10 protein-coding genes are annotated in these 14182 nt (G+C 40.3%); 9 read left to right on the forward strand and 1 reads right to left on the reverse strand.

What is annotated here, in order from left to right; genetic code table 11:
* Nucleotides 1-24 precede the first annotated feature (24 nt).
* The 3 genes from KQP79_RS05730 to KQP79_RS05740 all read left to right on the forward strand — a co-directional run bounded on the left by KQP79_RS05730 (nt 25) and on the right by KQP79_RS05740 (nt 5169).
* On the forward strand, nt 25-2163 hold the full coding sequence (locus tag KQP79_RS05730) for a DUF5722 domain-containing protein (RefSeq protein WP_373167162.1): 2139 nt from the start codon (nt 25-27) through the stop codon (nt 2161-2163).
* Between the two features lie 234 nt (nt 2164-2397).
* Nucleotides 2398-3570: an ATP-binding protein gene (locus KQP79_RS05735; protein ID WP_061448423.1), complete on the forward strand. Its 1173-nt coding sequence runs from the start codon at nt 2398-2400 to the stop codon at nt 3568-3570.
* A 45-nt stretch (nt 3571-3615) separates the two neighbouring features.
* Nucleotides 3616-5169 (forward strand): ATP-binding protein, encoded by a 1554-nt coding sequence (locus tag KQP79_RS05740; RefSeq protein ID WP_061448394.1) that lies wholly within the window; start codon nt 3616-3618, stop codon nt 5167-5169.
* Between the two features lie 169 nt (nt 5170-5338).
* Here the strand turns inward: KQP79_RS05740 and KQP79_RS05745 are convergent, their stop codons facing one another.
* On the reverse strand, nt 5339-5950 hold the full coding sequence (locus KQP79_RS05745; RefSeq protein ID WP_061448393.1) for an HU family DNA-binding protein: 612 nt from the start codon (nt 5948-5950) through the stop codon (nt 5339-5341).
* Between the two features lie 790 nt (nt 5951-6740).
* Between KQP79_RS05745 and KQP79_RS05750 the strand changes: the two genes are divergently transcribed.
* The 6 genes from KQP79_RS05750 to KQP79_RS05775 all read left to right on the forward strand — a co-directional run bounded on the left by KQP79_RS05750 (nt 6741) and on the right by KQP79_RS05775 (nt 14161).
* Entirely contained in the window at nt 6741-8825 is a 2085-nt protein-coding gene (locus tag KQP79_RS05750; RefSeq protein ID WP_004314475.1) for a BT4734/BF3469 family protein, read from the forward strand.
* Nucleotides 8826-8906: 81 nt separating this feature from the next.
* Nucleotides 8907-10031, forward strand: coding sequence for an AAA family ATPase (locus KQP79_RS05755; RefSeq protein WP_061448392.1), 1125 nt, complete (start codon nt 8907-8909; stop codon nt 10029-10031).
* 120 nt (nt 10032-10151) lie between these two features.
* The gene (locus tag KQP79_RS05760; RefSeq protein WP_004307414.1) at nt 10152-11987 is read left to right on the forward strand and encodes an ABC transporter ATP-binding protein; all 1836 of its coding nucleotides are present in this window, start codon (nt 10152-10154) and stop codon (nt 11985-11987) included.
* Between the two features lie 14 nt (nt 11988-12001).
* The gene (locus KQP79_RS05765; RefSeq protein WP_004298274.1) at nt 12002-12805 is read left to right on the forward strand and encodes a polysaccharide deacetylase family protein; all 804 of its coding nucleotides are present in this window, start codon (nt 12002-12004) and stop codon (nt 12803-12805) included.
* Complete coding sequence (locus tag KQP79_RS05770; protein WP_004309442.1) at nt 12802-13758, forward strand: glycosyltransferase family 2 protein; 957 nt, start codon at nt 12802-12804, stop codon at nt 13756-13758. The genes KQP79_RS05765 and KQP79_RS05770 overlap by 4 nt, the downstream gene beginning before the upstream one ends.
* Nucleotides 13742-14161, forward strand: coding sequence for a GtrA family protein (locus tag KQP79_RS05775; RefSeq protein WP_004298272.1), 420 nt, complete (start codon nt 13742-13744; stop codon nt 14159-14161). The genes KQP79_RS05770 and KQP79_RS05775 overlap by 17 nt, the downstream gene beginning before the upstream one ends.
* Nucleotides 14162-14182 lie beyond the last annotated feature (21 nt).

A 14182-nucleotide genomic window follows, 5' to 3' on the forward strand; every position in this document is an offset into this window, starting at 1 on the left:
GAATACGTTGTGAGGCGTTGTATTATGCCGTTTTTAATACCATTTTTAATTGTGAATGTGATTTCTTGTGGTGATGATTTTGTGGAAGACACTGGAGGAGGTTCTATACCTCCTGAAGAGATCATAATTCCTCCTGTTTATATGCTATTAGATGGTCCATATAAATCAGGGGTAGTTTTAACTCGAAATGAGGATGATAGTTATATTATAGAAACTATTGATGGAGATCCGTGGGTTACGGGTGGCCGATTTAAAGAAGACATTCCAGAGGAATGTAATGTGCTTGAGTTTGAATACCAGACAATGCTGGGTATAAGTAATCTAGAACTCTTTTTCGCAGATGCTAAAACTAATATTGATGCTTCTCATAGCATGAGTGCAGGGGAAGTTCCGAGTGCTGAAACATGGAAATCTTTTAGCGTGCGTTTAAAACAATATCGTAAAGATTTTGATTGGGGGGAAATGGGTGATTATTTGCGGATAGATTTGGGTAATGTTCCTGATAATACGATACAAATACGTAATATATGTCTGCGTGTAATGAATGAGGAGGAAAGGAAGGAAGAGGAGGAAGAAAATAATGAAGTTCTCAATAAGGAAAAATATGAGCAAAATATAAAAGATTATCTAAATAAGGATTATAATTGCCATGTGACCGATATCGCCGTCGGAAAGGAGACAATTAGTGTCCGAGGAAACTATCAGGGGGATGGAGTTTTCTTTTTAGGGGAAATACCACCTTTTGTTGATATGTTTAAAGCAGAAAAGATAGAGTCTATATATAAAACTGTTTTGTCACAGAATTCTTTTGAAATTCATTTGGATCGTTATGTGGCTATTGGTGGTTATCAGTATGACCGTTTGTTATCTAAGTGGGCGATATTTAAGGGAGGAGTAGAAAAAGATGAGCAAGTATCTCATGCTCGTTATGTGGGGGCAGATGGAGTTTATGTAAAACAAAAAGTTGGAGCTATTTCATTAAAATCTAAAAAAGGATTGGGGGGGCTTATAAATCATGAGTTTCTTGCATCAGATTTAGATGGATTAGGAATCAGCAGTGCAACAATAAATATTCCTATTACCAATTTTATGCACCTTTCTCAACAGTCGGGAGATATTCCATATGTGTATGGGGGAGTAACTTATTATTTTAATGAGGAGTATCTTAGAAGTGCATTTGATGTGGTATTGGAACAAACTAGCCAGCGCAATATTTCTGTTGCTGGTATTTTGTTGGTTTCTCCTGAAGGAGATGCCGGAGAACTTCTGAAACATCCGGATTTTAATGGCATAGCTCCTTATACTATGCCTAATATGACTACTATAGAGTCTACACAATGTTATGCTGCTGCACTTGATTTTCTGGCACAAAGATATAGCAAACCTGGTATGCGTATTGCGCATTGGATTATTCATAATGAGGTAGATGGAGGTAGCCATTGGACGAATATGGGGGATAAACCAATTGCTACATTTATGGATACGTATCTTCGTTCAATGCGTATGTGTTATAATATTGTACATCAATATGACCAGAATTCAGAGGTCTTTATTTCTTTCTCTCATGGATGGAATATTGCTGCTGGGGGCGGTTGGTATAAGGTAAGAGATATGCTTGATTTTATGAATCTGTTTAGTAAAGCAGAAGGAGACTTCTTTTGGTCATTAGCATGCCATAGTTACCCGGCTCAATTGGGGAATCCTTGTACTTGGGATGATGCTCAAGCTACTTTTTCTATGGATACAGAATATGTGACATTGAAGAACCTTGAAGTATTGGATAAATGGGTTAGTATCCCACAAAACCAATATAAGGGAGGCATCAGGCGTTCTGTGTGGCTTTCAGAGGCTGGAACATGTTCTCTAAGTTATGCGGATAAGGATTTGCAGAATCAAGCTGCAGGGTTTGCTTTTGGGTGGAAGAAGATCAATGCCTTGGAAGGTATTAATGGAATCCAATGGCATAGTTGGTTCGATCATCTGGGTGATGGTGCTCGTTTAGGATTACGTAAATACAATGATGAGGAATATCAGGGGGAAGCTAAACCGATATGGATGACTTATCAAAAAGCTGGTACTGATACAGAAAATGAGTACTTTGAGCAATATTTGCAGCGGATTGGTATTGATAGTTGGGAAGGTATCATTCAGAAGATTCCATAATGTTTATTATTGGGGACTATATTGCTAGATATTGTAGTGTAAGTAGTTGGCTATTTCTGTTCTTATTTTTTTATATCTCTGATGTTCTCTTATAAATTATGAGGTTTATATGGGAGCAAGGATATGATAGATATAGAGATATTGCTGAATGAAACCTGCAGCTTTTCTAAAAAATGCTAGTTTTATTCGGCAATTTACTCTATATTTGTCTGTATAACCCCAAAACAAGAAATGATGGATACACTTTATAGGTCATACCGGATGTTGCTTAGCAACATATCTACTGATTTTATCCGTTATCTCCATGATGAGATAGAGTGGAGTAGTAGGCTTATTGCTATTTTAGGTTCACGTGGTGTTGGCAAAACAACTATGCTCTTGCAACATATCAAGTTGTATGATAATATTGACGAGACCCTGTTTGTGACGGCTGATGATTTATATTTTGCAGAACATAAACTGTTTGATCTGGCGATGGACTTCTATCAGCATGGAGGAAAAAAACTCTATATTGACGAAATACATAAGTATGCTGGTTGGGCTCGGGAGATAAAGAATATATATGATCTGATTCCCAAACTGCAAGTCGTGTATACTGGTTCCTCTATATTGGATTTGGAAGTCGGAGAGGCTGATTTGAGTCGTAGAAAGCTGGAATATCGTATGGTGGGGTTGTCTTTCCGTGAATACCTTGCCATTTCGTATGGTTATCATTTACCAGTTTATTCTTTAGAAGATATACTGAAACATAAAGTAGATTTTCCTTATGTCGAGGCGCGTCCTATTTTGTTGTTTAAGGAGTATCTACAACATGGCTATTACCCTTTCTTTCAGGAAAAGGGATATTTGCTTCGTTTACAAAGTATCATTAAGCAGACTTTGGAAAATGATATACCGACTTTTGCGAATATGAATATAGCAACAGCATTGAAATTGAAAAGACTGTTGTATATCATAGCGAAAAGTGTTCCGTTTAAACCTAATTTTACCAAGTTGGCGACTTTGCTTGATATGAATAGAAATACGGTTTCTGATTTGATGTGTTATCTGGAAAAGGCTGGAATAATTAATCAGCTTCGGGCAGAGACGGAAGGTGTCAGACTTTTAGGCAAAGTGGACAAGGTGTATCTGAATAATACGAATTTGGCTTATGCGCTTTCTGACAATACACCGGATATTGGTAACGTGCGTGAAACATTTTTCTTTTCTACTTTGCGAGTTGTTTGTCCGGTAACCACATCAGAAGTTGCTGATTTTACGGTGGGTGGTTATACCTTTGAAGTAGGTGGAAAGAATAAGTCGCAGAAGCAGGTGCATGATGTGGAGAATGCGTATGTTGTGAAAGATGATATTGAGTACGGAATGCGTAATGTGGTTCCTCTCTGGGCATTTGGTTTTTTATATTGAGATAATATGTATATTTGTACGATGTGAACTTAAACAGATTGAAATATGAGTGGCAAGATTTACCCTATCGGTATACAGAATTTTGAAAAAATTCGTAAAGGTGGCTATTTTTATATAGATAAAACAGCATTGGTTTATCAACTGGTGAAAACCGGAAGCTACTATTTTTTGAGTCGTCCGCGCCGTTTTGGCAAAAGTCTGCTTATTTCTACGCTTGAAGCTTACTTTCAAGGAAAGCGGGAACTCTTTGAAGGACTGGCTATGGAGAAGCTGGAAAAAGATTGGGTAAAATATCCTGTATTACATCTTGATCTTAATACGGAAAAATACGATACTCCGGAAAGTTTGGAGAATAAACTGAATGGGGCGTTGGTGGAATGGGAGAAGATATATGGCGAAGAGCCCTCGGAGAAATCTTTAGCGATGCGTTTTGAGGGGATTATTAAGCGTGCCTGTCAGCAAGAGGGGCAAAGTGTGGTGATCCTAGTGGATGAGTATGATAAGCCGATGCTGCAGGCTATTGGTGATGATGTTTTGCAAAAGAGTTTCCGCAATACATTGAAAGCCTTCTACGGCGCATTGAAAAGTCAGGACGGCTGTATCAAGTTTGCTTTGTTGACGGGAGTTACCAAGTTTGGTAAAGTCAGTGTATTCAGTGATTTGAATAACCTGAATGACATTTCAATGTGGAATAAGTATATAGACATTTGTGGTGTGAGCGAACAGGAACTATACGATAATCTGGATGCCGAACTTCATGAATTTGCCAATGTGCAGGGAGTGACGTATGAAGAGATATGTGTCCGGTTGAAAGAAATGTATGATGGTTATCATTTCACGCACAATTCCAAAGGAATGTACAATCCCTTCAGTCTGCTTTTGGCTTTTGATAGGAATGAGTTTAAAAGCTACTGGTTTGAAACAGGTACTCCCACTTATTTGGTGGAATTGCTGAAGAAACACCATTACGACCTTCATCGGATGGCTCATGAAGAAACCGATGAACAGGTACTGAACAGTATAGATTCTGAATCTACCAATCCTATTCCGGTAATCTATCAGAGCGGGTACCTTACCATTAAAGGGTATGATGAGCGTTTTGGAATATATCGTTTAGGTTTTCCTAATCGTGAAGTGGAAGAAGGGTTTGTCCGTTTTCTGCTTCCTTATTATGCGAACGTAGATAAAGTGGAATCTCCCTTTGAAATTCAGAAATTTGTTCGTGAAGTGGAGGCTGGTGATTACGAATCTTTTTTCCGTCGTCTGCAAAGTTTCTTTTCTGATATTCCATACGAGCTTGCCCGCGAACTGGAGTTACATTATCAGAATGTACTTTATATTGTATGTAAACTGGTCGGTTTTTATGTAAAAGCGGAATATCATACGAGTGAAGGCCGTGTGGATATGGTATTGCAAACTGATAAGTTCATTTACATCATGGAATTTAAACTGAATGGAACGGCAGAAGAAGCTTTGCAGCAGATAGAGGATAAACATTATGCCCGACCATTTGAAACGGATTCACGAAAACTTTTTAAGATTGGTGTGAATTTCAGTGCTCAAACAAGAAATATAGAGAAGTGGTTGGTCGAAAATTGAACTGCCTGCGCCGGAAATAAGATATTCATTTCTCATATTCTCATAGATTTGATTTAAATAGCAGATAATTAATAAAGTAAGCTATGAGAAATACTTTTAAAATTGGTATTTCTCATAGTTTTATTCGCAAATAGACCTTGATTTGGCTTATTTCTCATACCTGTTGAACTCATTTCTCATAATGTCCCGGTGTTGGTATATAAATAGGCTGTGTGGGCTTACCTATATTCTGTAAGTTGCCTTTTGCTTTTAGACGACGGATTTGCCTACTGGCCATACTTTGAGTGAAACTGCAGAGCGACTGCATATTACTACGGGTTAATACAGGATGAGTTGCAAAATAGGCAGTAAGTTTCTTGTCGATCTCTTCTTCTGAAAGAGAAGCCGAATGTGGCTTGTATTTTGAACGTCGTAGATGAGTGCTCATGCACAAACCTTTTAAATCTCTATCAGCTTGGAAGTTAATGGACTTAAGTTTCACTTTGTCAGCACGAGTGGTAAGCGAGTGCACGGGCTCGGTAGCTTGCAATGTAATCTGGAAATAGCCGATTCCATCCAGATGTACTCGTTCTCCCTCGCACAGATGGTTGCCCATGCATCTGCTCAATTCCATTAACATGGCTTCTACCTCTGCTTTCCCGAAAGTAGTTGCCATGTGGATTTCTCTTGCCAGCTTTTGAGTGGTCACATGTTGAAAATTAACCACCCGTGGGTGGTAACTAGGTTCTTCCCCTTCTTTTTCCGGTTGGGGATTCTTATAAAACTCGAATTGTATTGCCATCTTTGTTTTAATTTAATGGTTATTTATATGTTATGTACTGATGCTCTTAGTGTATCTTGCTTTTATTCTTTTATTATTCAACCGCCATCCTGATTGTTCCACTACAGTGAACGGTTCTTTTCACTCTAGTAGACAGAACTTTTTACTGTAGTGAACAGGCCTGTGCACTCCAGTGGAACGATTGGGATGCTCTTTCAAAGATACGACATTATTAGGTGAAAAACAAGTAATTAACTAGTTGTTTTCATGAAAGAAATAGCTAGCTGTTTTCTAAGATAAGCTTGGCGGATAAACAGGAGAATAGTTGTGTCTGACTATGAGAAATACCCTGATAGAGTATGAGAAATAGCGGCTTTTTGAAGAAAATCGATGAGGATAGTATGAGAAACACCTGTTTTAAAAACGTTTCTCATAATGTACTTCTTTGATTATATGTGCTTTATCTGAAATCTATGAGAACATGAGAAATAGAATTGAAAAATCTTTGGTTCTTAATCAAATTCCGTGCTACTTATTTATGTTCAATAACCTTATTCATGGCTATTCCGGGGTACTTTAAGATGCATATAGCTTGGATAATTTATTTGCTATTTCTAATATGCCGATATCCCTTTATCCATCAACCTTTCAATGAGCTTTACTAGCACGGAATTTGAAGAAGAACCAAATCTTTTCTAGTAGAAAGATGAAATAAGTATTCTCTGAAAAGTTGTTTGTGTGGAATATTTACAGTATATTTGTGTCGTAATAATCGCCCTACAAAACACATGCAGGACAAATAAATAAAGTAATGAGAATAACACTGGTAAGAGACGATGGCAAGGTGAACACTATGCGTACGTTGAGAATTGAACAGCTCGTGGAGCAAATGAAAGTGGAAACTAAAACACAGCCTGTCTCAAAAATGAGAGAAGTCCTGCCTTTTATGCTTCCGGGTGATAAAAATGACTATGTACAGAAAGTGCCGAAGCTGATACCTGCAGCCGCCTTTTTTCGCAAAGGCGGCATAACGACGATGAGTGAATACAACGGAATTGTGATGATTCAGGTCAACAACTTGTCCGGACGTATGGAAGCGGATGAAGTGAAAGAACGGGTAAAGGAGCTTCCGCAGACTTACTTAGCTTTCACCGGTTCTTCCGGAAAGTCTGTGAAAGTATGGGTACGCTTTACTTATCCCAATGATCGTTTGCCGACAACTAGTGAAGAAGCGGAGCTTTTTCATGCGCATGCCTATCGGTTGGCAGTGAAATTTTATCAGCCACAACTTCCTTATGATATCGAGCTGAAAGTACCTTCGTTGGAGCAATATTGTCGTTTAACTTTTGACCCGCACTTGTATTTTAATCCCGAAGCAATGCCTATTTATATGAAGCAGCCTGCCGCTATGCCGGGTGAGGTGACTTATCGCGAACGGGTGCAAACGGAAACTTCACCGTTGCAACGGCTTGCACCGGGATATGAAAAGTGTAATGCGCTTTCTGTCCTTTTCGAAGCTGCTTTTGCACGTGCGTTGGATGAAGAGACTGATTATCAACCGGAAGGAGACAAACAATCGCTGTTGATTAACCTCGCAGGACATTGTTTCCGTGCCGGTATTCCTGAGGAAGATACAGTACGCTGGTCTCGTGCCCATTATCGTTTGCCAAAGGACGATACATTGGTTCGGGGAACCGTACGAAATGTATACCGCACTTGTGAGGGATTTGCGAGTAAGAGTAGCCTGTTGCCGGAACAATTATTTGTCATGCAGATGGATGAGTTTATGAAACGGCGTTATGATTTTCGTTTCAACCAGTTGACATCACAAGTGGAATGTCGCGAACGGAACAGTTTTAATTTTTATTTTCATCCGGTGGATAAACGGTTGATGGCAAGTATTGCAATGAATGCACATTATGAAGGGCTTAAGCTGTGGGATAAAGACGTGGTACGTTACCTGAATTCGGATCATGTGCCGGTTTATCAGCCTATCGAGGAATTCCTTTATGACCTTCCTCATTGGGATGGTAAGGATCATATTGGCGATCTTGCCAAACGAGTTCCTTGTGATCATCCTCATTGGGCGCAATTGTTTCGTCGTTGGTTTCTTAGTATGATAGCGCATTGGCGTGGAATGGGAAAGAATCATGCAAATAGCACTTCTCCTATATTGATAGGCCCACAGGCTTATCGTAAGTCTACATTTTGCCGGTTGATTTTGCCTCCATGCTTGCAGGCTTATTATACGGATAGCATTGATTTCAGTAGGAAACGGGATGCTGAGCTATATTTGAATCGTTTTTTACTGATTAATATGGATGAGTTCGATCAGATTGGCATCAATCAGCAGTCTTTCCTCAAGCATATTCTGCAAAAGCCTGTTGTCAACACACGACGTCCGAATGCTTCGGCTGTGGAGGAACTCCGTCGGTATGCCTCTTTTATAGGAACGAGTAATCATAAAGATTTGCTGACAGATACTTCCGGCAGTCGCCGTTTTATCGGTGTTGAGGTGACTGGAGTGATTGATGTGGTCCGCCCTATTGATTATGAGCAATTGTATGCGCAGGCAATGGCACTGCTGCGTAGTAATGAACGCTACTGGTTTGATGAGAAGGAAGAGGCTATTATGACGGAGGCGAACCGGGAGTTTGAGCAGTCGCCGGCAATCGAGCAGTTGTTCCAGGTGTATTACCGGGTAGCGGAAGAGGAAGAAGAGGGAGAATGGTTACTTGCTGCAGATATACTTCAGCGGATACAAAAGGCAAGTAAAATGAAGATTTCTTCCGGACAGGTTAATTATTTCGGGCGTATTTTGCAGAAGCTGGGAGTAAAGTCATTCAGGAAAACACGCGGAGTTTATTATCATGTGGTGGCTGTTGGGCAAGGGTGATGATGAAATAATGCACGAGATGTGCATTTTATTATTTTATAATAATTATCTTTGCGTAATAACGTGAGATATACGAAGACTATGATAAGAAATCCTTTTATAACAAGTGGATATGTGTCTGCTGATTATTTTTGTGACCGTCAGCAAGAAAGCGAACAGTTGGTACGCGAAGTGATGAATGGGAATAATCTGGCTCTTGTCTCTACCCGACGAATGGGAAAGACGGGGCTGATCCGTCATTGTTTTCAGTTTCCTGAAATTAAGCAGGGCTATTACACCTTCTTTATTGATATATATGATAGCCGGTCATTGCGCGACTTGGTATTTGCACTTAGTAAAGAGATTTTGGAAGTACTGAAACCTGTGGGGAAGAAAGCTTTGCATGGTTTTTGGGAATGTGTGAAATCTTTGCAGGCCAGTATCTCTTTTGATGTGAATGGTATGCCTTCTTTGAATTTGGGATTAGGAGATATACAAGCTCCGGCTACTACGCTCGATGAAATCTTCCGGTATTTAGAGCAAGCGGATAAGCCTTGTTTGATTGCCATTGATGAATTTCAGCAGATTACCGGGTATGCAGAGAAAAATGTAGAGGCTACTCTCCGGACTTATGTGCAGCATTGTAATAATGCGCGTTTCATTTTTGCCGGGAGCCAGCGACATGTGATGGGGAATATGTTTTTGACGCCTTCCAGACCTTTTTATCAAAGTGTGTCAATGATGCATTTGGAACGTATTCCTTTAGAAGAATACGTTCGTTTTGCATGTATGCATTTCAAACGTGCAGGCAAAGAAATGGAAGAAAGTGCTGTTACCACAGTTTATCAACAGTTTGAAGGAATCACATGGTATATACAAAAAGTATTGAATACACTTTATGATATGACCCCGGAGCACGGAGTCTGTAAAGTGGAAATGGTGTCAGAGGCTATTCGGCAGATTATTGATTCATTTAGATATACTTATTCGGAAATTCTTTTTCGTTTGCCGGAGAAACAAAAGGAACTGCTAATTGCTATCACTAAAGAAGGAAGGGCTAAAGCTCTCACTTCCGGCACTTTTATTAAAAAATACAAACTGGCTTCTGCTAGTTCAGTTCAGGCAGCACTAAAAGGGTTGCTGGAAAAGGATTTTGTGACTCAGGAAATGGGTATTTGTCAAATATATGATCGTTTCTTGGGTATTTGGCTGAAAGAGAATTATTAAGTCATATTTCATTTATTGAAGAGGGCTTTTCGATAAATCGCGTTAATAATTAATAGAAACTGCTGCCTGTTAATCTGTTTTATTGTATCTTTGCGGTCTTAACTTTTTTAATGGTAAATAATGAAGGAATTTCTACAACTAATGCGACGTTTTGTGTCGCCTTATAAGAAGTATATCGGCTGGGCTATTTTGCTGAATATTTTGTCTGCTGTATTCAATGTGTTCTCATTTACTTTTTTGATTCCTATCTTGAGTATTCTGTTTAAAACAGAAGGAGCAGATAAGGTGTACCATTTTATGGAATGGGGTAGTGGCGATTTAGCAGATGTTGCCAAGAATAACTTCTATTATTACATCTCTCAGATGATTGTGGATAATGGTCCCACTGTAGCTCTTATTTTCTTGGGACTATTCCTGATGGTGATGACATTGTTTAAAACCGGTTGTTACTTTGCTTCTTCAGCCGTGATGATTCCATTACGTACAGGAGTGGTACGTGATATTCGTATTATGGTGTATGCTAAGGTAATGCGTCTGCCGATGTCTTTCTTTTCGGAAGAAAGAAAGGGAGATATTATAGCTCGTATGAGTGGTGATGTGGGGGAAGTGGAAAATTCCATTACCAGTTCATTGGATATGTTGATGAAAAGCCCGATTCTGATTATTATATATTTTGTGACATTGGTTACGGTTAGTTGGCAGTTGACTCTTTTTACTATCATTGTATTACCGGGAATGGGTTGGTTGATGGGAGTCGTCGGAAGAAAACTGAAACGTCAATCACTGGAAGCACAGGCTAAGTGGAGTGATACGATGTCACAATTAGAAGAAACACTGGGAGGCTTGCGCATCATCAAGGCTTTTATTGCGGAAGATAAAATGATTAACCGCTTCACCAAATGTAGCAACGAGCTCCGGGATGCGACAAACAAGGTTGCTATACGTCAGGCTATGGCTCATCCGATGAGTGAGTTCTTAGGAACGATTCTGATTGTAGCTGTATTGTGGTTTGGGGGTACATTGATTTTGGGGAAGAATGCAACTATCGATGCTCCCACATTCATCTTCTATATGGTTATCTTATATAGTGTAATCAATCCATTGAAAGACTTTGCTAAAGCGGGATACAACATTCCGAAAGGGTTGGCTTCCATGGAACGTGTGGACAAAATCCTGAAGGCAGAGAATAAGATTAAGGAAATTCCGAATCCGAAACCGTTGAAAGGTTTGAATGATAGAATCGAATTTAAAGATATCTCTTTCAGCTATGATGGTAAAAGAGAGGTGTTGAAGCATGTAAACCTGACAGTTCCCAAAGGAAAAACAATTGCACTGGTTGGGCAATCGGGATCCGGTAAATCTACATTAGTCGATTTGTTGCCGCGTTATCACGATGTACAGGAAGGTGATATTACCATTGACGGAACGAGTATTCGTGATGTACGTATTGCGGATTTGCGCAGTTTGATTGGTAATGTAAACCAGGAGGCTATTCTGTTTAATGATACATTCTTCAATAACATTGCTTTTGGCGTGGAGAATGCGACAATGGAACAAGTTATAGAGGCGGCGAAGATTGCCAATGCGCATGATTTCATTATGGAGAAACCGGAAGGATATAATATGAATATCGGCGACCGTGGTGGAAAATTGTCCGGTGGCCAGCGCCAGCGTATCAGTATCGCGCGTGCTATTCTGAAAAATCCTCCGATTCTGATTCTTGATGAGGCTACTTCTGCTTTGGATACCGAATCAGAACGTCTTGTGCAGGAAGCATTGGAACGTTTGATGAAAACACGTACGACGATAGCTATTGCCCACCGTCTTTCTACGATTAAGAATGCAGATGAAATCTGTGTACTGTATGAGGGTGAGATTGTGGAACGTGGTAAGCATGAAGAACTCATAGAGTTAAACGGTTACTATAAACGTCTGCATGATATGCAGCAGTTGTAATTCTTGATATTGTAATGATATTATTAAGTTTTGATACAGAAGAATTTGATGTACCTCGTGAGCATGGTGTAGACTTTCCGTTGGATGAAGCAATGAAAGTGTCAGTCTATGGTACAAATCGGATACTGGACTGCCTGAAAAACAACGGGGTGAAAGCTACTTTCTTTTGTACAAGCAATTTTGCAGAAAATGCGCCGGAAGTGATGCGGCGCATTATGGACGAAGGACATGAAGTTGCTGCGCATGGATGTGACCATTGGCAGCCACAGGCTTCGGATGTCAGTCGTTCAAAAGAAATTCTGGAACGTCTTACCGGCAGGACGATACAAGGTTATCGCCAGCCGCGTATGTTCCCCGTATCAGATACGGAACTTGAACGGATGGGGTATGTATATAACTCCTCATTGAATCCCGCATTTATCCCCGGAAGATATATGCATTTGTCGGAGCCCCGTACCTGCTTTATGACGGGTAAGTTACTTCAAATCCCGGCTTCTGTAACTCCGTGGATTCGCTTCCCGCTATTCTGGTTGTCTTGTCATAATCTGCCGATGTGGCTGTATCAACTCCTGGTAAACCGGGTATTGAAGCATGACGGATATTTTGTGACTTATTTCCACCCGTGGGAATTCTACCCGTTGGGTGAACATCCTGAATTTAAGATGCCTTTTATTATCCGCAATCATTCCGGTAAAGGAATGGAGGAACGTTTGGATGTGCTTATCCGCAAACTGAAAGAAAAAGGATATGCTTTTATGACTTACTCGGAATTTGCACAGATAAAACTGGCTGAACTAAATAAACCGGACGAAAAATGATAAAATTGGCTATTGTATCCCCCTGCTATAATGAGGAGGAAGTGTTGGAAGATTCGGCCGCCCGTTTGACAGCCTTGTTTGATGAGTTGGTGGCGAAAGAAAAGATCAGTGCCGACAGCTTTGTGCTCTTTGTGAATGATGGCAGCAAAGATCGTACATGGAGCATCATTAAGAAACTGCACGGGACGAATCCTTATATAAAAGGAATGAATCTGGCACGGAACGTGGGACATCAGTATGCGATCATGGCCGGTATGATGACCGCTAAAGACTGGAGTGATGCCGTTATTACCATTGATGCCGATTTGCAGGATGATCTGAATGCGATTGAGGAGATGATCGATGCTTATACGCAAGGATATGATGTTGTATATGGAGTGAAAGTATCTCGTCAGGCAGACCCCGTATTGAAACGTCTTTCTGCAACAGCCTTTTATAAATTACAGCACCGGATGGGAGTGGAGACTATCTACAATCATGCGGATTTTCGTTTTCTAAGCCGGAGAGTGCTGGAACAGTTGTCTCATTATCAGGAACGCAATGTCTATCTGCGTGGTATTATCCCGTTGCTGGGTTTCCCTTCTACTACGGTAGATGATGTGATTCGGGAACGGACAGCCGGAACTTCCAAATATACAGTGAGAAAGATGTTCAGTCTGGCTTTGGACGGGATAACCTCTTTCTCGGTAAAGCCCATTTACGGAATTGTTTATCTGGGAGGTATCTTTGTTTTTATCAGTATTTTGATTGGAATCTATGTTCTTTACGCATTGATTTCGGGTACTGCGGAACATGGCTGGGCCTCTTTGATGTTGTCTATCTGGTTTGTTGGCGGGGTTGTTTTATTATCCATAGGAGCTGTCGGACTGTATATTGGCAAGATTTATAAAGAGGTAAAACGTCGTCCGCTCTATAATGTGGAAGAAGTGTTGTACGATGATCAGAATAAGTAAGGCTATACTTGAGAAGCACCCGGATTGGCGGGATAAGTTCTGGCAGTTTGTTCGTTTTGGAGTTGTCGGCACTATATCTTCAGCCATTCACTACGGCGTATATTGCCTGGTCTTGTTGGTTGCGAATGCCAATATCTCCTTTACGGCCGGCTATGCTGTAGGATTTGTCTGCAACTACTTCCTGACTACTTTCTTCACCTTTCGTTCCAAACCATCCTCGCATAATGCGATCGGCTTTGGTTTTAGTCATCTGATTAATTACCTGCTTGAGATCGGCTTACTGAATCTCTTCCTCTGGATAGGGGCGGGTGAACTGCTTGCACCGATACTGGTAATGATTATCGTGGTGCCTATCAATTTCCTGATTCTTCATTTCGTTTATATCTATAAAGGGAGGAAATAACACTATTCAATCCCTTTCATT

The organism is Bacteroides sp. DH3716P, assembly GCF_025914115.1.
GTDB classification, from domain to species: Bacteria; Bacteroidota; Bacteroidia; order Bacteroidales; family Bacteroidaceae; genus Bacteroides; species Bacteroides ovatus.